The organism is Odoribacter sp., from assembly GCF_985060555.1.
The window spans coordinates 1-20,132 of sequence record NZ_CFKYFN010000041.1; the positions used below are offsets into that span (position 1 = coordinate 1).

A 20,132-nucleotide genomic window follows, 5' to 3' on the forward strand; every position below is an offset into this window, starting at 1 on the left:
AAGGCAAAATACCCCCTTGTAGAATCGGATATTTGATTTCAGTCTCCAATAGGGATACGAATAAATCGAGGGTGCCAAATACTTTTTGGACACCCTCTTTTTTTAATCGTTGCTCTAAAGCCTTTTCTTTATCTTTTCAGGTTTATAGCCATGAACAAGCTCGAAGATATTATCCGCTATGAACAATTCGATAATCTCGAATTCATTGCTTCTCAGATTGTTGCTGGTTTTATCACCGGTTTGCACCGGAGTCCTTATCATGGTTTTTCTGTAGAATTTGCCGAACACCGGGTATACAATACCGGAGAATCGACCAAACACGTCGACTGGAAGCTTTATGCCCGGACAGAGAAGTTATTCGTCAAACAATTCGAAGAAGAGACAAATTTACGGTCGTATCTGGTGCTGGATACTTCTTCTTCGATGTTGTTTCCTTATCCGTCGGCGAAAGTCTCTAAGCTCCGGTTTTCGGTTTATTGTGCAGCAGCCTTGATTCACCTGCTCCGGAAACAACGGGATGCTTCGGGATTATGTCTGTTCTCGGACCGGATCGAAGTGTTGACGGATGCAAAATCGAACAGCACCCACATACAGACGATGTACGCCCACCTTCAGGAGATTTTGCAAAATCATTCGGTTTCCCTGAACAAACCCACATCGACAGCCCAGGTGCTCCACCAACTGGCGGATACCATACAAAAAAGAGCGTTGGTCGTTATTTTCACCGATATGTTTTCGAACGGAGATACGGAAGAACTCTTTTCAGCTCTCCAACACCTCTGCTATAATAAACACGAGGTGATCCTCTTTCACGTCAAAGACAAACGGATGGAAGAAGCATTCGAATTTTCGAACCGCCCCCATCTCTTTATCGATCTGGAAAGCGGCCGGGAAATCAAATTTTCTCCAAATGAAATCCGGGAGACTTATAAGCAGAAAATGGCCGAATTTTACCAGGAACTAAAACTACGTTGCGGACAACTCCGGATCGACTTTGTCGAAGCCGACATCGACCGGGAATTCCACGAAGTATTATTCCCCTACCTGTTAAAACGCAGCAAATTATATTGATTCATTATCTTCAAAAACGGTTGTATCGACAGGTATTTCTGTATTTTCCTGCCGGACATCCGGAATAAGAGTCAACATGCGGATAACCGAATCCCTGACGACCTCATACCGATTCAAATCTCCGTCTTTCAATGTTTTCTGAGGTTGCGATTTGATTGTCAGCGGATTGATCGGCTTACCGTTTTCATATACCCTGAAATCCAAATGCGGGCCTGTGGCCAGACCGGTAGCCCCGACATATCCGATGACCTGCTTCTGGGCAACATCTACCCCTACTTTGATTCCCTTTTCGAATCGGGACAAATGCATATAGGTCGTCGTATAAATACTATTGTGTCTGATTTTGACGTAATTTCCACCTCCCTTGGCCTGATAACCTTTTGCAATAACCCGGCCTTTCCCGATGGCATACACCGGAGTACCCGTCGGCGCAGCATAATCTACACCGTGATGAGCCCGGTAACGCTTCAACACAGGGTGGAAACGGCTGTTCGAGAAACGGGAAGAAATCCTGAAAAAATCCAAAGGAGCTTTCAAAAAGGCCCCCTCCAAACTCTTTCCTGCTCTGTCGTAATATAATTTTTCTCCGTTCAGTTCGAACGGTATGGCATAATAAGTACTGTCACCATGCCGGAAAGCAGCCCCCAATACATTAAAATTAAGCAAACTCTTCCCATCGACATATTCCTGCTCATAAATCACGCGGAACTCATCCTGTTTTTGAAGACCGAAAAAGTCGATGGTCCACCCGAAAATATTCGATAATACGACGGCCAATTGCGGATCGGCATTGTATTTCGACATGGCCAGCCACAAAGAAGACTCAACAACACCATGCAACTCATTCCTGCGCCATTCGACCGGATTTTCCCCCATCGTCACCCGGTAATCTCCCCGCAAATCAAAAACGACATAAGATTTGGGATCGATTTCATACACAAAATAACAGGTCTCCGGTATACTGTCCCTGGTGGTAAATACCGCATAAGCCTGATCGCTCCTGATCTTACGTACATCGAAGACATCTTTGGATTTTTCTACCAGCCGATGCACTTCTCCCACCGATAAGCCATGTTTCTGCAATATCGTAGAAAGACTTTGATTCCTTTTGACAATACCATAATCCACATCGTAATCATCGATGGGTATACCATATTTATAAGTAATCTCCTTCACTTCAAGCGAATCCGTCACTTCGATCTCATCCAACGGTTCAGTAGTCTCTTTCTTGGGCATAAAAATCACTACTAACAACACGATTCCCAGTAGTGATGAAAAGATAATCTGTTTTTTCTTTGACATTGGTTATTGAGTTATTGAGTTATTGAGTTGCTGAGTTGCTGAGTTGCTGAGTTGCTGAGTTATTGAGTTGCTGAGTTGCTGAGTTATCGGGAGACTAAATCACCGGGAGACTGAGGGGTTTTGCTTTTCCATACAGCAAACCAAACGACAGCGATCAGAACACAGAACAACCCGATATAATAAGATACGATCTGAGTCAATCCGAAACCTTCGGGAGCGATACACAGATAGGTCGAACACACACAGGTCATAAACAAAGCAGGAATCAAAGTAATCCAATAGTTTTTACCCGTCTGTACCAGATAAACCGTAATGGCCCAAAGGGTAAAGACGGAGAGGGTCTGATTCGACCAGGCAAAGTACCGCCAGATCATATCGAATCCCGCAGCATCCCGGAGGCTATACAATAACAATCCTATAGCAGCCAGAAACATCGGGACACAAATATACAAACGGCGGCGGATACTTTTCTGTTCCATGCCCATAAAGTCGGCCACAATCAGACGGGCCGACCGGAAAGCCGTATCGCCGGAAGTAATCGGAGCAGCTATCACACCCAAAATCGCCAGAATACCTCCCACCGATCCCAACCAACTTTTCGTAATGGCATCTACAATGACGGAAGCATTGTTTTCGGCCATACCGTTCTCATGATAAAAATAAGTAGCCGCAGCCGCCCAAATCAGAGCCACGATACCTTCCGTGATCATTGCCCCATAAAAAACGGGACGTCCGTATTTCTCACTCTTCATACAACGGGCCATCATCGGCGACTGTGTGGCATGAAAACCGGAAATAGCCCCACAGGCGATACTCACGAACATAATCGGGAAAACGGGCAGATTCGCCGCATTCGGATGGGTATTTTGTAAGCCGTCCCACAACTCCGGTAAAACCGGATGATTGACGTACAGCATGACTAAAATCCCGACAGCCATAAACAACAAAGCAATAGCAAAAATGGGATAAATCTTTCCGATAATCTTATCTACGGGTAACAGGGTTGCCAAAATATAATAAAGGAAAACGACGACTATCCAAAAAGAGGTGTCCAAAGCATCGGGTGTCAGCTTAGCCAGCAAACCGGCAGGCCCGGCAACGAAAACCGCTCCCACCAACACCATCAGGATTACTGTAAAACCACGCATCACCTGCTTGGTGGTCATCCCCAGATAACGTCCGATAATCTCAGGCAAACTTTCACCTCCATGCCGGATCGACAACATCCCCGAAAAATAATCGTGCGTAGCCCCCGCCAGCACACTCCCCAAGACAATCCATAAATAAGAAGCCGTCCCGAACTTAGCCCCCATGATAGCACCGAAAATCGGTCCCAAACCGGCAATATTCAAAAACTGAATCATAAAGATCTTCCAGGTCGGCAAGGGGATATAATCCACTCCGTCGGCCTTTGTCAATGCCGGAGTCGGCCTTTTCGCCTCCGGCCCGAATACCCGCTCTACATAACGGCCATATACAAAGTAGCCGACGACCAGAATCAGCAAACAAATTGTAAATGAATACATAGCTTATCAAGTTTTTACATCCCTATTTTCTTTTTTTTCCTTTCGGTTTATTTTCCTTTTTCCTGCCTTTCGTTTTCGATTTCCGGCCGATATCTTCCCGGCTCTTTCCCAAAGGCCTGATCACCCCTTCTTCGTCTGCTCCCTTAACCAACTCATAGTCCAATTGGCGAGCCACCAGATTCGCTTTAGCCACTTTGATCGTTACCCGGTCTCCCAGTTGATAGATCTTATGGTGATGACGTCCGACAATGCAATAATTTTTCTCATCGAATTCATAAAAATCGTCATCCAATTCGGTCATCGACACCAATCCCTCACATTTCGAATCTTCCAGTTCGACATAAAATCCCCATTGTGTGACACCCGAAATCGTACCTTCGAAATCTTGTCCGATTTTATCCGCCATAAATTCCACCTGCTTGTACTTGATAGACGAACGTTCGGCATTAGCCGCCACCTGTTCCATATCGGACGAATGCTTACAATATTCTTCGTATTTTTCTTTATTGACCGAGCGTCCACTGTCCAGATAACGTTGCAGCAACCGATGCACCATCACATCCGGATAACGCCGGATCGGTGAGGTGAAATGGGTATAATAATCGAAAGCCAGACCATAATGTCCGATATTATCGGTCGAATAGGCAGCCTTAGCCATCGTCCGTACCGCCAGGGTTTCGATCATATTTTGTTCGGGTTTGTCTTTTACTTCGGCCATCAGGTTATTCATCGAAGAAGTAAGGGCTTTGCGGCTACCTGTTTTCAATCCATACCCGAATTTAGCCACAAAACGGTTGAATTCTTCCAACTTTTCAGGCAGCGGGTTTTCGTGAATACGGTATACGAAAGTAGGTGCTTTTTTTCCACTCTTGGGTTTACCGATCCGTTCGGCCACTTTCTTATTCGCAAGCAACATAAACTCTTCGATCAGCTTATTGGCTTCCTTCGAACGCTTGAAATACACACTCACCGGATGTCCCTTTTCATCCAGGTTGAATTTCACCTCTACCCGGTCGAAATCGATCGCTCCGGCTTTAAAGCGATCCTGACGTAATTTTTGAGCCAACCGGTTCAACAGCAGAATTTCCTCCCGGTAATCCCCTTCGGCACCTTCGATCCGCTCCTGAGCTTCTTCATAAGTAAACCGGCGATTCGAACGGATCACCGTACGCCCGAACCATTGGTCCAAAACCTGTGCGTTAGCGTCCAATTTAAAAATAGCAGAAAAACACAACTTATCTTCATCGGGTCTTAACGAACAAACCCCGTTACTCAAGCGTTCCGGTAACATCGGAATGGTCCGGTCGACAAGATATACCGAGGTAGCCCTCGCATAAGCCTCTTTATCGAGCACCGTATTTTCTTTGACATAATAACTGACATCGGCGATATGCACACCGACTTCATACACGCCTTCCTTCAACGTACGGACAGAAAGGGCATCGTCGAAATCTTTCGCATCTTTCGGGTCGATAGTGAAAGTGGTCAATTCGCGGCAGTCGCGGCGCTTGCGGATCTCCTCTTCAGGGATATCCAAAGGGATCTTTTCAGCCGCTTTCAACACATTGGGCGGGAACTTCACCGGCAATTCATATTCGGCCATAATCGCATTCATTTCCGTATCGTTATCCCCGGGACGCCCCAACACCTCGATCACTTCTCCCACAGGATTCTTCTGATTTTCAGGCCAATCTTTGATTTTTACCACCACTTTATCCCCGTTTTCGGCTCCATTCAAATGTTCCGTCGGGATGAACACATCATAGGGCAACTGCTTACCGGTCGGTATCAGGAAAGCGTAATTCGCCGACCGTTGTACTACGCCGACAAAAGTACCTTTCTTCCGTTCCAGGATCTCGACCACCTCTCCTTCGGGGCGGCGGTCACGACTCCGGGCATATACCAAAACCTTCACTTTATCTCCGTTCAGGGCGTGTTTGAGGTTAGGAAAAGCAACAAACACATCCTCTTTACTCTCGTTTGAAATGATATAGGCCGACCCTTTGGCTGTCAACTCGACTTCACCGGTAATATAAGCCCCTCTCTGCCGCATTTTATATCTTCCTGTCGAAATCTCTTCCAACTCTCCTTTTTCTCCTAATTCCCGCAACACTTCCGAGATCTGGCGTTTCATATCCATACTCTTCACCTGCAATCGCATCGCCAACTGCTTATAATTATAACTCTCACCCGGGTGATTACTCATCAGTGCCAAAAGGCGTTTACTCAACTCCGGCTTACTCATGGTCGGCTCGCTTTTCTTTTTATTTTTGCCCATACCTCTTATTTTAGTGCCCTAATTTAGTGTTTTTTTCGATTGATTATACAAAAATCCGGGCAATGAATTATAATTTTCCTCCCGGCCAAGGCCGTTATTTTGTTTTACCGGAGCTAACGAAACAAAAAAGCGGCCCCGGAAAGAGGCCGCTCGTCGTTTTTATAAATCCCTTATTTAATCAATCCCTTATCGAATTTTTCTTTCACTTTAACCAGCATATCGACCGTCATATTCTGAAGGTTGTATTCCGGCTTCCAGCCCCATTCTTCCCGGGCACAAGAATCGTCCATACTGTTAGGCCAGCTATCGGCAATAGCTTGTTTTACCGGATCGATCTGATAATCCATCTTAAAATCAGGTAAGTGTTTACGGATCTCGGCAGCAATTTGCCCGGGTTCGAAACTCATAGCGGCAATATTGAAGCTATTGCGGTGTTTTAAACGGGAAGGATCGGCTTCCATCAACTGTACCACTGCATTGAGCGCATCGGGCATATACATCATATCCATATAAGTACCGGCTTTCACATTACAGGTGAAAGCTCCTCTGCGGATAGCATCGTAATAAATTTCTACAGCATAATCGGTGGTGCCACCTCCCGGAAGCGTGACATAAGAAATCAATCCCGGGAAACGCACGCTACGGGTATCTACACCGAAACGGTTGAAATAGTAATCGCTCAGCAACTCGCCCGTAACCTTACATACTCCGTAAATCGTAGTATTGGAACGTTGCAACGTATCCTGAGGAGTTTTATCTTTCGGCGTATCTTTACCGAAAGCACCGATAGAACTCGGAGTAAACACAGCGCAATCGTTATCTTTCGCAATATTTAAAGAATTCGTCAGCGCCCCGATATTGATATTCCAGGCCAACACCGGATTTTTCTCTCCGGTAGCCGACAATAAAGCCACCAGATTAAAAATCGTGTCGATACCGTATTTTTTGACTATTGCCGTATATTTCTCTCCATCCAGCGCATTCAGCTCTTCGAACGGACCGGCTTCCGCCAAAACTTTACATTTTTCAGCACTGATATCAGCAGCTACAACATTATTATTTCCATAAATGGATCTCAGATGAGGGACAAGTTCAGAACCTATTTGCCCGCCAGCACCGACAATCAATATTTTTTTCATTGCAGATTGAGTTATAATAGTTTCAAACAATCGGGTAGAACACCACTTTATTCTCTGCAAATGTATATAATAAAATCACCCGTTAGACTAAAAATTGAAATATTTTTCAGTGTTTAAATGAAAAGTTTTAAGTTATTATCCTGTTCCGCTTCATAATAGTAATCGATCTGGAGATTAGGCATTTTAGAAGCCTGAACAGCCAACTGGTCACAACGTTCGTTTTCGGGGATATCGGCATGTCCTTTTACCCAGACGAACTTCACCTGATGTTGCCGGTATATAGCCAGAAAGCGTTTCCACAAATCCGGGTTTTTCTTATCTTTAAATCCTTTCTTCTCCCATCCGAACACCCAGCCTTTTTCAACAGCATCGACCACATACCGGGAATCCGAATAAACGACCACCTGCCACCCGGGTTGCTTCAGTGCTTCCAATCCCACGATGACAGCCAGCAATTCCATCCGATTGTTGGTCGTCCTCCGGAATCCGGCCATCAGTTCTTTGCGATACACTCCGGCTTTCAATACAACGCCGAACCCTCCCGGACCGGGATTTCCACTTGCAGCACCATCGGTATATATAATGATCGGATCAGCCATATATAGATTCAATTCGAATTAGGTGGACAAAAGTAGTAATTAAAACGCAATTTTCCGGCTTTCCGGGAAAACGCCTATAGACTTTCATTCCCGATTAGTTCCAGGCCTATAATTTTCAGTTCAGTTACCCAAAAACAGCATTAATCTTTAAAAAAATCCATTTTTTAGTTATAGCGGTTAAACCTGACTTCTGAAACCTTTGTAACCATTTAAACCGCTGAAACTATTTAAAAACAGATATAATTTTTTCTTTCTATTCCGCCATAAAACCCTTCATTTTCCGTTAACGCTATTTGGTAAAGGAAGGTTTAGAAGGGTTTTATAGTATCAAATATCGGATCACATCTATCAGTATATGGAAATCTAGATTATTTCATCGGAATAATTTCTTATAAGATATTGATTAATCGATTAAGTTAGTTGTTCTTTTTATCTGTTTATTGTATGCAAGACAATTCGGATAGTTCGTTTACATAAGAATAATAAAATGACAAGCTTCTTAAATAGATTAAAAATACGTATATTTGTCCCGATGAATAAGGTTACCGATATAGACCTTCAATGGTATGAAGCTGTCAGACAAGACAACTATCCGGCTTTTGAGAAATTATTCCAGAAGTATTACGATCCCTTGTGCCGGTATGCCCAGGGTTTATTGGCCGATGGTTCACTGGCCGAGGATGTGGTTCAGGATATGTTCATCCACTTTTGGGAAAACCGGATCAAATTGCAGGTGAAAGATTCACTCCGGGCCTACTTCTATACCTGCATCCGCCACCGGGCCCTCAAAAATCTGCAAAAACAGGCCATTGTCCGGAAACATAACCCGAAATTGACCGAATTTATCGAATACCTCCTCCATTCCGAATATTCGGTCGAAGAAGAGCAGGAAATCGAACGGATCAAAGCCATCATGCAGGAGTTACCGCCCCAATGTTTGAAAGTTTTCATGCTGAGTGCTATCGAAGAAAAAAAATACACCGAGATCGCCGACGAACTTTCGATCTCGGTCAATACCGTCAAAACCCATATCTCTAAAGCTTATCGGTTGATCCGGGGACAATTACATTCGGAAGAATCGCTCATTTTGTGGTATTGGCTGATGAGTCAGTCCACCTGCCTGAAAAGCGAAATGAACATCAGGTTATAAAATTTTTATAAAAATGCATCACCCTTTTTTCAGGAAGAGGTATCTTATTATAAAATTTATAAACTAAATTCAAGTATTGTGAAAACAGGTCTTATTATCGGTATATATTTTGCCTTGGTGTGCTGCCGGGAAAAAATACAACCGGCGGTAGTACAGGCTGACTTAAGCGAAGCGGTATATACCGATACGACCTGGTTTGCAGATTGCGAAATCGTATTTCCCGAAACAACGGACCGCTCTCTGATTAGTATGATAAATAAAATAGTACTTACCCCGGAGCGAATCTTCCTGTTCGACATACAAGACAAGAAAATACTGCTATTCACCCGTCGAGGCAAATTTATTACCGATATCCGTCCCCATGGAAGGGGACCGGGCGAATGGCTCGGTATCACCGATTTTACCGTCGATGAAACCGACCGGGAAATAATTGTCACGGCCGATCGTCCATATAAATTTTTGTATTACGATTACAACGGTAACTTCCTTCGGGAAAAAACAAGCGAAGCTTTCTATACTGAAATAACCCGAACAACAGATAACATACTGGCTATCAATTCAAAAGTATTAGAACCCAAACATTACTTATCCCTGCTGAATGAAGAAGACCACCGGATTACGGTTGCGAAAAAAATTCCTTTAGCATTCACTTACCGGGGGGAATTCCGTTGCCGCGGGAGTTATTTATTAAAGAGCGAACACCTGTATTTCACTCAAAACGGAGATTACACCATTTACAGCTGGGACAACAACCGTATAAAACCTGTGGTTACCGTGGATTTCGGGAAATATAGCTACAATCCGACTCAACTGAATGAAGAGCCTCATGCACCTGCAACCCGAAACAAAGTGCTTTCGATCATAAATGTAAAAGAAATACGCAGTAATCTCTTTTTCAACACCAATAAAATAGGCCTGTTTGTTTATAACAAAACCCGGCATCAAATTGTACACGCCTACGGCATAACCAATACAAACCTTGGAATTGTCCTGCATAACAGCATCGCTACCGAAGATACACACAACGAAATTGTCGCTTTCTCTTACGACATGCCTATATTACAACGTAAACTCACCGGAATAGCATCCGATAATCCTGTTATAAAACAAATACAAAATGCCAAAGAAGATGATAATCCGCTATTATTCCTTTATAAAAGTATTTAGCATAAAATAAACGGACGATTAAATAGTCAAAAGTTTACAAAATTCACAAAGTTTACAAAGCACATAGATATCGACTGCATTTTGTCAAATAAAATCCGATAACCGGTAAATAAAAATATTTTCCCCAAGGGTTATATACACCTGATCACCACCATACATATATTATTTATATATTAGTTTATCTTTCTGAATTCATCTTATTTTTCAGTGGAAGTGAAACTTCCAATTATTGTCAATTGTCATCTGTCGATTGTCCATTTTATTTTGGTGAATACCCACCAAAATAATCGTCCGTTTTTATGGAGAGAAAACTATCTGATAAAGAACGGTTTATCATTCAAGTAGCCGTCAATCGATCGGCAGAGAACCACTTTGACCGGCAAAAAGGCTGGAAACGCGTAAAACGCTGTACCAATAACGGTTACATTATTCGAAGACGGCATTCCTGGTTGGCTATTTGTGTATCGGCGCTATGTCTCCTTTCGGGAAGCGGTTATTTATTTATCCGTCACTTCGCTGTTTATCCCCCGGCAATTTCCCCCTCACCGGAGATTTACAAAGCCGACGGCATACCTGTATTGACCTTAGAAAACGGAGAGCAAATCTTCTTAAATCCGAACCAATCCCCTCTTATCAGGCCACAGACAGCAGCCAATCTTCAACTCGACAGTATTGTCCAATCCATCCGATATTTACCGACTGAAACTCCCGGATACGATTCTACTTTATCCTATCATTCACTCGAGATCCCCAAAGGAGGCGAATACAGGTTACAACTGGCCGACGGAAGCCGGATATGGTTGAATTCGGAATCTAGTCTCCGGTATCCGGTAAAATTCGGCTTACACCGACGCGAAATATTTCTGTCCGGCGAGATCTATCTGGAAGTAGTACCCGATACCCAACGCCCTTTCATCGTACACACCGCCAACCGGACTATAAAAGTTTTAGGAACCCGGTTCAACGTTCGCAACTATCCGACAGACAGTCTTTGGAGTACGACTTTAGTCGAAGGGAAAATACAAATCGGCCATAACGACACCACCTATATCCTAAAACCCGGAGAACAGTATACAGCATCCCGCCAAGAGGGACGTCCACAGATTTCTTCTGTCAATCCCGCCTTATATACCTCCTGGATATCCGGTAAAATCATTTTTCACAACGAACGTTTGGAAGAAATCATCCGGCAATTACAACGCTGGTATGATTTCGAAGTATTCTATACCGATCCGCAACTGAAAGGTCTCCACTTCGGCGGAGCAATCAACAAATACAACTCCTTCCAGGTGGTGTTGAAATACCTGGAACGCACAGCCGACCTGCATTTCGACATACAAGGCAGAACAGTGATCGTCCGGGGGAAACCCCATTCCCGATACCACCTCAATTACTAACAACTTAATATCTAATGTATGAAAAAAAATCAAATGAAAGTAAAAAGAAATCTCCTGCTATGTAGCTGGTTGAGTTTCTTCTTACTGATCAGTGTGCTTCCTGGCAATGCCTCGGTCTTTGCCCAGCAGGAAAAACTCGCTCTCTCATCGACACAGCTGACAGTAAGGGAAATTTTCGATGCTATTTCCTCCCAACTGCGTTATGATGTATTCTACAATGGCGAACAACTCGACCTCAACCGGAAAGTAAAATTCGCACAACAAGTCCTGAATCTCGAACAGGTTTTAGACGCGGTTGCCAATAATCGGTTCAAATATACCCTGGAAGACCGAACCATCATCCTGACTCCGTTAACTACTCCCCAAACCGTAAATAGCGTTACCCTGACCGGTCAGGTAACCGACCAGAGCAACACTCCTCTTCCGGGAGTGACAGTCCTGGTAAAAGGCACCAAACTAGGAACATCAACCGATCCCGAAGGAAACTTCAAATTGTCTCTGCCCCAACAAGAAAACACCATTCTGATCTTCTCTTTTATCGGTATGGAAAGTCAGGAAGTCCCGGTCGGCGATCCTAAAAAACCGATCAAAGTCATTTTAAAAGAGACGGCAGAAAATTTGAAAGAGGTGGTCGTGACCGGAATTTTTACCCGCAAAAAAAAAAGCTTTACCGGTTCTGCTTCCACTTACACCGCATCCGAACTCAAAACGGCAGGTACTCAAAACATTTTGCAAAGTCTGAAAACCCTCGACCCTTCTTTTGCCATTCTGGACAACACCTTATACGGCTCCGATCCGAACCGCCTGCCGAATATGGAAATCCGTGGGAAATCGAGTATGCTGGGTATGCGTGACGAGCTCGAAGCCGATCCGAACCAACCGTTGTTCATCCTCGACGGCTTCGAATCCTCCTTATCTGTAATCAACGATATGGATATCAACCGCATCGCTTCGATCACCATCCTCAAAGACGCCGCCTCGACAGCGATCTACGGATCGAAAGCAGCCAACGGGGTAGTCGTTGTCGAAACCGTCAAACCACAAGCCGGAAAACTGATGGTCAGTTACAATGGAAATGCCAATATTTCGATGCCCGATCTCAGTAGCTACAACCTCATGAATGCAAAAGAAAAACTGGCTTTCGAAAAATTAGCCGGGAAATACACCCCTGCTTCCTGGTCGGCGACAAGTGAATTCGAACTACAGAAATTATACAATCAAAAATTAGCCGAAATCGAAAGCGGGATAGATACCTACTGGCTGACAGAACCTTTACGGGTGGGAGTCAATCAGAAACACTCCCTCTATATCGAAGGAGGAGAAGGCAGTTTCCTGTTCGGTATCGGAGCCGGCTATAACGGTATCAGCGGAGTCATGGAGAAATCCAACCGGGAAGTTATCAGCGGAAATATCGACCTGATCTACCGTATCAAAAAATTCCAGTTCTCGAACAAATTTTCGATGACCAACACCAAAATCAAAAATCCGATCGTTGATTTCAGCGAATATGCTGCCGCCAATCCCTACTACAAAAAAAGAGACGAAGAGGGAAATATCGGTAAATGGCTCGAAAACAACGATTATACCAAAGCGGCCAATCCGTTGTGGAATGCCTCTCAAAACAGTCGTGACGAAGGCAAGCAACTCGCTTTATCCAACTATTTCGTGGCCGAATACACTCCCCTCGAAGCACTGAAAGTACGGGCCCGCTTCGGCATCAGCTACGGCAACGACGATACAGAAAAATTCATCTCCCGCAACGACACCCGCTTCGATACTTATGAGATCCTCAAAAAAGGGACTTTCAATACCACCAATACCCGAAGTAACCAATACGAAGGCGAGCTATCGGTAACTTTTGCCAAACTGATCGGCCGTCATCGTCTCAATGCCGTCCTCGGTGGTAACCTCAACAGTAACAAAACGCTGACACAAGGCTATAGTGCTCAAGGATTCCCGGAAGGTGATTTCGTATACCCCTCTTTCTCGAACGGTTATCCGGAGGGAGGAAGCCCTACCTATTACGAAAATACTTCACGGTCGATGAACGGCTATTTCAACCTGGGGTATTCTTTCGATGATCGTTATCTGATGGATTTCAGTCTGCGCGAAAACGGCTCTTCCGTATTCGGAGCCTCCAAACGCTATATCGGTACCTGGTCTGTCGGCTTAGGCTGGAACCTGCACAAAGAGAGATTCATTGCAGATCACCTCACCTGGATCGATTTCCTAAAACTGAGGGCCTCGATCGGTAACCCCGGCAACCAAAACTTCAGTTCGTCGAAAACACTGACGACATTCAATTTTCAATTGGCCTCTATGAATTATTTCGGTATGGGAGCCGTACTGAATCAGCTCGGTAACCCCGACCTCGACTGGCAGATCACCCTGGACAAAAATATCGGTATCGATATGACATTGATCGATAAACGCCTGAATATCACAGCAGATTATTACCACAAAGTAACCGACCCCCTATTGATAAACATCAGCATGCCCCTGTCTTCAGGGACAAGCAGTTACCTGACCAATATGGGAAAACAGATTTCCCAAGGCTTGACGCTTTCCGCTTCCTATTACATCATACAGAAACTGGATCAACGTTTCTCCTGGCTCGTCCGGGGTAACCTGAGAACCCAGAAAACCAAACTCGATAAGATCGGAAATAAACTCGACGAGCTCAATAAATCCGGCCAGGGCCACAACACGGTCAGATATTACAACGGAGCAGACCCCGACGATATCTGGGCCGTGAAATCGGCAGGGATAGATCCTTCTACAGGTCGGGAATTATTCTACGACAAAGAGGGCAATTACACCTACGACTTTTCTTATGACAACGAAGTGATCTGTGGAAATACCCGGCCCAAAATCGAAGGAGTGATCGGGACTTCTCTCAACTACAAAGGGTTCTCTGTCAGCATGAATTTCAGATACCAGACAGGTGCCAGCGTATTCAACGAAGCCTTGTTCAACAAAGTCGAGAATATTTCCGTCAGCGGTTTGAATAAAAACCAGGATAAACGGGCTTTGTACGAAAGATGGCAAAATCCGGGCGACAAAGTACGCTTCAAAGACATCGCGAATGCAGCCAGTACGCCGATGTCTTCACGCTTCATTCAGAAAGAAAACGTCCTGAGTATGGAATCCGTTTATGTCGGTTACGAATTTTATGAAGGCTGGATCAAAAAAATAGGTCTGAGCAATCTAAAGATTCAAGCCTCCATGCGCGATGTTTTCAGAGCTTCCACGATCAAATCCGAACGGGGAACTCTCTATCCGTTCGCACGCAGCCTCGAATTAGGACTTTCTTTTAACTTTTAAATCCGAATACGATGAATTTCAAAACTCTAATATTACTAAGCCTCATTTTATTGGGAGGAATTTGTACGGGATGCGATCGCTTTCTGGATGTCCAGCCCAAAGATCAATATACTGAAAAACAACTTTTGGCGACCCGGGGGGGTACTATACTGCCATGAACGGTTTATACAACAACCTAACTTCCAATTCGTTATATGGCAAAAATCTCTCATACGAATTGATCGATGTCATTTCAAAAAGATATGCTCCCCTGGCTAAAAGCACTTATCTGACCAGTCTGAATAGCTGGGGATATGCGGAGGAAAATGTCTCCAAGGCACTCGAGTCGACTTGGGCCACAGCCTACACGACCATCCTGAATTGCAATGTCATCCTGGAAAATCTGGCTACGCAGCAAGGCATACTGTCCCCGGCCGAAACCAATCTGATGAAGGGAGAATTACTGGCCCTCCGGGCTTTCCTTCATTTCGACATGTTACGCTTATTCGGCCCCATCTATAAAGAGGATCCTTCGGCCCCATCCATCCCTTACAACGAATCGGTAAAAATCATGAACCTTCCCCTATTATCAGCCGACTCGATCGTTCACAACAAGATCATGCGCGACCTGGACGAAGCCGAAAAACTATTGGCCAAAGACCCGGTCATCCCGGAAGGCCCTATGGCCTCCGCTTTGGAAGATGAAAACGAGGTATATCTGCGTTACCGCCAATTACGGATGAATTATTACGCTGTGTTGGCCTTAAAAGCCAGGGTATACCTCTATGCCGGCGAGAAAGACAAAGCTTTGCAAGCAGCCTATAAACTCCTGAAAGATAAGACGGTATCGGAATGGTTTCCCCCGGTAGATCCCAACAAACTACTGGCTAACAATGTCGATCCCGACCGGGTATTCTCTACCGAAGTCCTGATGGGGATATACATGAAGAAACGGGGCGATATCTATACCTACAGTTTCGATGCAGAAAATGCAGGAAACAATTTTTTACAACCCCGTAACTCATTCGTCGACGGCAATCTGTTTGCAGGAGAAACCCAGGATTACCGCTATCAATCCCAATGGGCTCAGGCGACGAGTATCGGAGTCACGGGTCATATATTCACCAAGTACAAAGCCATTCAGGACGGAGATGCTAAATTATTCTACAGCAGCTTCATGCCATTGATCCGCTTAAGTGAAATGTATTATATCGCAGCCGAATGCGAACCCAAGGTATCGGATGGCAACAGCTGGCTCAACCAAATCCGCACTCTGCGGGGCCTGCCCGAAATAACCATTACAGACGAAAATGAGCTGATGAGCAAACTACGTATCGAATATCTCCGTGAATTTTGGGGAGAAGGCCAGATTTTCTTTATGTACAAACGGCTGTTCGTCAACATCCTGAATACCGAAAATGGGCACAACACCTCTACTTATGGGGCCAGTGCCGCCCGTTACGTCCCCCCCATGCCGGCCAAAGAAATCGAAAACCGTTAAAACAGCATATTATGAAAACGAAAAAAATACTCTATCTCTTTCTTCTGCCTCTGATATTTACAGCTTGTGAGACAAAAGATATTCCGGTCTACACCTCGGACGATGCCGCTCTCTATTTTCAACGGACTGCTTCCTATATATGGGGAAGCACCACTGTCACCTATTCCAACAGCACCGAATTCACTTTTGCCGGAGCAGCTGCCGAAAAAAACAATGTCACCTATTCGGCCGAAGTACGTACGATGGGAAATGTCACCGACTACGACCGCCCTTTTAAAGTGGAAATCGATAAAGAAATGAGTACCGGAATCCAAGGCGTGCATTTCGATACGAACCTCGACACGTTAAAAATAAAAGCCGGCAAGAGTAATGCCTATGTGCGAATCACCTTTTACCGTACCCCCGATTTACTCGACAGTACCCTTACAGTCGTTCTGCACCTTATAGAAAACGAACACTTCAATGCCCGGATCGACGAATACAAAAAAACGAACCAATGGAACTCCAGCAGCGAAAACCTGGACGGTACCCGGTATACGTTCAAATTCAACGAACAATATTCCGAACCGACTTACTGGTCCTGGTTCGGTGAAGGTTTCCTCGGTCCCTGGACGCCTCAGAAATACATCGTTGTCAATTCGGTCATGGGCTGGACAGTGAACGATTGGTCGCAAGCCGGACAGGCCGGAGCGAAAGTCTCTTACGGACGCCTCGGATTCGCCGCCAAAGCTGTTCGTAATTACCTTCAGGAACAAGCCGATAACGATACCCCCGTAAAAGATAAGGACGGTTCCTACATGCAACTGGCCGACGGTTATACGGTCGACTATTCCCGATATGAATAACAACCGAAACATAAAATAACATTGAAAATCAAAATTCTATGAAACGATACAAACTATTCGTCCTCCTGTTCATTCCCCTGATCAGCTCGTGCTTCGACGACAAAGGAAATTACGATTATCATGAAGTGGCAGAAATCACGATCGAAGGTCTGCCGGAATTATTGGAAGTCGTCGGGGGAGCCGAACACATTGTGGCCGCCCCCACAGTCAAATCTTCTCTGGAAGGAATCATTACAGAGGATAACCCGAACTTCACTTTCACCTATAAAATGGAACTGAAAAGCGGAGGTACGATCGTAAACGGGGCATATTGGGGAGTAACCCTGAATAAAAACGGCCGAAAGGATGTGGATACGCTGGCTACCTTTGCAGCCAATACTTACTTATGTATGTTTATCGTCACCGATATCAGAACCGGCAGGGAGACGGCAAAACTATTCGACATCAAAGTCACCTCCCCCACTTACGAAGGCTGGATGGTACTCTGTAACGAAGGAGCTCAAAATCGTGTCCGGCTGGATATGATCTCCGTACTTTCTAAAGAAAGAACACTCCCGGCCTACGACCTGCTCGCCTCCCTGGGACTTCCGGAGGTGACAAACGCCCGTATGCTCGGTTGGGCCCCCAGCCGTTTCGCCAATCCGGGAGATGTCATTTACCTGATTTCAGAAAAAGGTTCCTATCTATTGGACCAGGAAACATTCAAAACAGACGAATCCTGGAATATAAAAGCCGTTGATTTTATCATACCTCCTGCAGACGAAGAACCTGTTTATTACATCTCCCTGAATTCGGGTAGCTCGTATGGAGGTGAGGCGAACTTTTGTGTCACCGACAAAGGGAATGCTTATTGCCAGGCATTGGGTACAGCAGGTGCTGCTTTCGAATATCCGATCAATACTTCCGAACGTGGCCTGGCTCCTGAATTTAAAGTCGCCCCTTACGTAGGAGTCAGTATGGCACGCCCCGGCAATGGTAATACTGCCCTTTTTTACGACACCGATAACCGGCGTTTCGTCGGCTGGTCGACAGGAACTACCGACAACCCGAAACAAATCCTATCTCCCCTGCAAGACCCCGAAGAGGCCCTGTTCAGTTTTAAAACCGGGATGGAACTGATCTATATGGAAAGTACACGTTTTTCCAATGGTCTGGTGTATGCCATCCTTCAGGATCAAAACGGCCAACGCCACATTTATGGAATCAATATGGGAGGTAACGGATTCGTACAGGAATCGAAATATGAAAATTTACAAGCCCCCGGCTTCGATCAAGCCAGCCGGTTCGCTTTCCATTCCCAGTTTCCCTTTCTGTTTTATGCCGAAGGCAATAAGGTGCATATGTACAATCTGGCCACCAATACCACCTACGAATCGGTGATCACTCTGCCTTCGACATCCGAAGTCACCTTCCTGAAATTCAATCTTTACCAACAGCCCCTCCTGACTCTGCTCAACGATCAATCGGAGGAATTTATGGCCCGGCAGTTCGAACTGATGGTCGGTTCATACGATAAAAACAGCACGGACAATAACGGAGGTACACTGGGTTTCTATAAGATCGACGGAATAAACAATAAAGTCAGCAAACGGACAGAGTACAGTGGTTTTGCCCGGATTGCAGATGTAGTATACCGTGAACGCCGTTAAAACACAGGATATAAAAGGGACAGCTGCCTGACAAACCCATGCTGCGATTTGTTGTGATCAGCGTCCCTTTTTCAGAAGAGATTGGCGGAACTAAAACTCCCGCCGCCCTACCCTTCAAGATACCGGATACAAAAAAGCCTTCGAAAGATAACTTTCGAAGGCTTTTGAGGTCGGTAGCAGATTTGAACTGCTGTACACGGTTTTGCAGACCGCTGCCTAACCGCTCGGCCAACCGACCCTGTTGCGATTTTGCGATGCAAAGATAGGATGTTTTCGTCAACTTCCAAAATAATCTGCAAAATTATTTCTCCAAAGTCACACTCGTACACCGAATTTGCCCTCCCAAAGGGGGATTCATCTTAGAAATCTTAATCTTAGCATACAGCAATTGAGGGAAAGCCGCATAAAGGGCGTCCAGCATACGCAGCCCGACATGTTCCAACAAATGAGAACGTTTCATCATCTCTACAGCAATAATTTCATAAGCCGTCTGATAACTTAAAGCATCCGTAATTTGATCCGAAACAGCGGCTTTATCACAATTATAGTGCAAACAGGCATATACTTTAAATTTATTTCCAACAGTCTGCTCTGCCTCGAAACAACCATGATAGGCAAAAAACTCCATTTCTTCGATTTCAAGAATTCCAGTCATAAAATAAAGATTAATTTATCCCACAAAAATACAGATAAAAGCAAGGGAAGAAAAGCGAACCTCCGAAAAAATACCGGCAAAGAACATCGAAAATAAAAAAAAGAGAGAGTAAAATAAAAAATGAAAGGGCCGGTGAACCGACCCTTAAACATTTACTAACTACTAACCTAAACCATACAAACTTATGAAAAACAATCTTTTTTAAAGACGGTGCAAAGGTAAGGACATTTCAGACAAATACAACAACCAACCAACAAATAAATGTTAATTATTTTGTTAATATATAGTTAAAATACATATATATAAAATCAGAATCGATACAAAGGTTTCCGGCCTGCATAAATATGTGATATTCTGCCATTTTCAGAACAGACAAAAAATTATTTTCTGTTTTTTCTAAAATATTTTGCCAATATAAAAAATTCATCTACATTTGTACCCGCAATCAGATAAGATCGCACGGGCGCTTAGCTCAGTTGGTTCAGAGCATCTGGTTTACACCCAGAGGGTCGGGGGTTCGAATCCCTCAGCGCCCACAAAAGGAAGTCAA

The 20,132-nt window shown here is 44.6% G+C and carries 14 protein-coding genes and 2 tRNA genes; 9 read left to right on the forward strand and 7 right to left on the reverse strand.

What is annotated here, in order from left to right:
* Positions 1-150 precede the first annotated feature (150 nt).
* A complete protein-coding gene (locus tag AC5RDS_RS05615) occupies positions 151-1,071 on the forward strand; it encodes a DUF58 domain-containing protein (protein ID WP_013613129.1) in 921 nt (306 codons plus the stop codon).
* Here AC5RDS_RS05615 and AC5RDS_RS05620 read toward each other — a convergent pair.
* The 5 genes from AC5RDS_RS05620 to rnhA all read right to left on the reverse strand — a co-directional run bounded on the left by AC5RDS_RS05620 (position 1,063) and on the right by rnhA (position 7,915).
* On the reverse strand, positions 1,063-2,373 hold the full coding sequence (locus tag AC5RDS_RS05620; protein ID WP_013613128.1) for a peptidoglycan DD-metalloendopeptidase family protein: 1,311 nt from the start codon (positions 2,371-2,373) through the stop codon (positions 1,063-1,065). The genes AC5RDS_RS05615 and AC5RDS_RS05620 overlap by 9 nt on opposite strands.
* Before the next feature lie 83 nt (positions 2,374-2,456).
* Positions 2,457-3,899, reverse strand: coding sequence for a carbon starvation CstA family protein (locus tag AC5RDS_RS05625; protein WP_013613127.1), 1,443 nt, complete (start codon positions 3,897-3,899; stop codon positions 2,457-2,459).
* 22 nt (positions 3,900-3,921) lie between these two features.
* On the reverse strand, positions 3,922-6,177 hold the full coding sequence (gene rnr, locus AC5RDS_RS05630; protein WP_087382673.1) for a ribonuclease R: 2,256 nt from the start codon (positions 6,175-6,177) through the stop codon (positions 3,922-3,924).
* A 170-nt stretch (positions 6,178-6,347) separates the two neighbouring features.
* Positions 6,348-7,316 carry an NAD-dependent epimerase/dehydratase family protein gene (locus AC5RDS_RS05635; protein ID WP_013613125.1) on the reverse strand — a complete coding sequence of 323 codons (969 nt, stop codon included), beginning with the start codon at positions 7,314-7,316 and terminating at the stop codon, positions 6,348-6,350.
* 113 nt (positions 7,317-7,429) lie between these two features.
* The gene (gene rnhA / locus AC5RDS_RS05640; RefSeq protein ID WP_022159932.1) at positions 7,430-7,915 is read right to left on the reverse strand and encodes a ribonuclease HI; all 486 of its coding nucleotides are present in this window, start codon (positions 7,913-7,915) and stop codon (positions 7,430-7,432) included.
* 532 nt (positions 7,916-8,447) lie between these two features.
* On the opposite strand from rnhA, the gene AC5RDS_RS05645 reads away from it, so the two are divergent.
* The 7 genes from AC5RDS_RS05645 (at position 8,448) to AC5RDS_RS05675 (ending at position 18,927) form a co-directional block, all read left to right on the forward strand.
* The gene (locus tag AC5RDS_RS05645) at positions 8,448-9,065 is read left to right on the forward strand and encodes an RNA polymerase sigma-70 factor (RefSeq protein WP_049782934.1); all 618 of its coding nucleotides are present in this window, start codon (positions 8,448-8,450) and stop codon (positions 9,063-9,065) included.
* 78 nt (positions 9,066-9,143) lie between these two features.
* Positions 9,144-10,232, forward strand: a complete 1,089-nt coding sequence (locus AC5RDS_RS05650; protein ID WP_181990667.1) for a DUF4934 domain-containing protein — start codon at positions 9,144-9,146, stop codon at positions 10,230-10,232.
* Between the two features lie 299 nt (positions 10,233-10,531).
* Positions 10,532-11,629, forward strand: coding sequence for a FecR family protein (locus tag AC5RDS_RS05655; protein WP_013613121.1), 1,098 nt, complete (start codon positions 10,532-10,534; stop codon positions 11,627-11,629).
* A gap of 18 nt (positions 11,630-11,647) precedes the next feature.
* Complete coding sequence (locus tag AC5RDS_RS05660; RefSeq protein WP_229032312.1) at positions 11,648-14,953, forward strand: SusC/RagA family TonB-linked outer membrane protein; 3,306 nt, start codon at positions 11,648-11,650, stop codon at positions 14,951-14,953.
* A gap of 154 nt (positions 14,954-15,107) precedes the next feature.
* On the forward strand, positions 15,108-16,433 hold the full coding sequence (locus AC5RDS_RS05665; RefSeq protein ID WP_118404634.1) for a RagB/SusD family nutrient uptake outer membrane protein: 1,326 nt from the start codon (positions 15,108-15,110) through the stop codon (positions 16,431-16,433).
* An 11-nt stretch (positions 16,434-16,444) separates the two neighbouring features.
* Positions 16,445-17,278: a DUF4843 domain-containing protein gene (locus AC5RDS_RS05670; protein ID WP_046404286.1), complete on the forward strand. Its 834-nt coding sequence runs from the start codon at positions 16,445-16,447 to the stop codon at positions 17,276-17,278.
* Between the two features lie 38 nt (positions 17,279-17,316).
* The gene (locus AC5RDS_RS05675; RefSeq protein WP_013613118.1) at positions 17,317-18,927 is read left to right on the forward strand and encodes a PKD-like family lipoprotein; all 1,611 of its coding nucleotides are present in this window, start codon (positions 17,317-17,319) and stop codon (positions 18,925-18,927) included.
* Between the two features lie 167 nt (positions 18,928-19,094).
* Here the strand turns inward: AC5RDS_RS05675 and AC5RDS_RS05680 are convergent.
* Positions 19,095-19,165, reverse strand: a tRNA-Cys gene (locus tag AC5RDS_RS05680).
* Positions 19,166-19,228: 63 nt separating this feature from the next.
* The gene (gene folB, locus AC5RDS_RS05685; protein WP_046404288.1) at positions 19,229-19,582 is read right to left on the reverse strand and encodes a dihydroneopterin aldolase; all 354 of its coding nucleotides are present in this window, start codon (positions 19,580-19,582) and stop codon (positions 19,229-19,231) included.
* A 461-nt stretch (positions 19,583-20,043) separates the two neighbouring features.
* Here folB and AC5RDS_RS05690 point away from each other — a divergent pair.
* Positions 20,044-20,118: transfer RNA gene (locus AC5RDS_RS05690), tRNA-Val, on the forward strand.
* Positions 20,119-20,132: the final 14 nt, after the last annotated feature.

What these genes read in the sequence shown, in the direction of transcription:
- AC5RDS_RS05615 (WP_013613129.1), top strand. Translation starts at nt 151, where the DNA reads ATGAACAAGCTCGAAGATATTATCCGCTATGAACAATTCGATAATCTC.
- AC5RDS_RS05620 (WP_013613128.1), bottom strand. Translation starts at nt 2,373, where the DNA reads ATGTCAAAGAAAAAACAGATTATCTTTTCATCACTACTGGGAATCGTG.
- AC5RDS_RS05625 (WP_013613127.1), bottom strand. Translation starts at nt 3,899, where the DNA reads ATGTATTCATTTACAATTTGTTTGCTGATTCTGGTCGTCGGCTACTTT.
- rnr (WP_087382673.1), bottom strand. Translation starts at nt 6,177, where the DNA reads ATGGGCAAAAATAAAAAGAAAAGCGAGCCGACCATGAGTAAGCCGGAG.
- AC5RDS_RS05635 (WP_013613125.1), bottom strand. Translation starts at nt 7,316, where the DNA reads ATGAAAAAAATATTGATTGTCGGTGCTGGCGGGCAAATAGGTTCTGAA.
- rnhA (WP_022159932.1), bottom strand. Translation starts at nt 7,915, where the DNA reads ATGGCTGATCCGATCATTATATATACCGATGGTGCTGCAAGTGGAAAT.
- AC5RDS_RS05645 (WP_049782934.1), top strand. Translation starts at nt 8,448, where the DNA reads ATGAATAAGGTTACCGATATAGACCTTCAATGGTATGAAGCTGTCAGA.
- AC5RDS_RS05655 (WP_013613121.1), top strand. Translation starts at nt 10,532, where the DNA reads ATGGAGAGAAAACTATCTGATAAAGAACGGTTTATCATTCAAGTAGCC.
- AC5RDS_RS05660 (WP_229032312.1), top strand. Translation starts at nt 11,648, where the DNA reads ATGAAAAAAAATCAAATGAAAGTAAAAAGAAATCTCCTGCTATGTAGC.
- AC5RDS_RS05665 (WP_118404634.1), top strand. Translation starts at nt 15,108, where the DNA reads ATGAACGGTTTATACAACAACCTAACTTCCAATTCGTTATATGGCAAA.
- AC5RDS_RS05670 (WP_046404286.1), top strand. Translation starts at nt 16,445, where the DNA reads ATGAAAACGAAAAAAATACTCTATCTCTTTCTTCTGCCTCTGATATTT.
- AC5RDS_RS05675 (WP_013613118.1), top strand. Translation starts at nt 17,317, where the DNA reads ATGAAACGATACAAACTATTCGTCCTCCTGTTCATTCCCCTGATCAGC.
- folB (WP_046404288.1), bottom strand. Translation starts at nt 19,582, where the DNA reads ATGACTGGAATTCTTGAAATCGAAGAAATGGAGTTTTTTGCCTATCAT.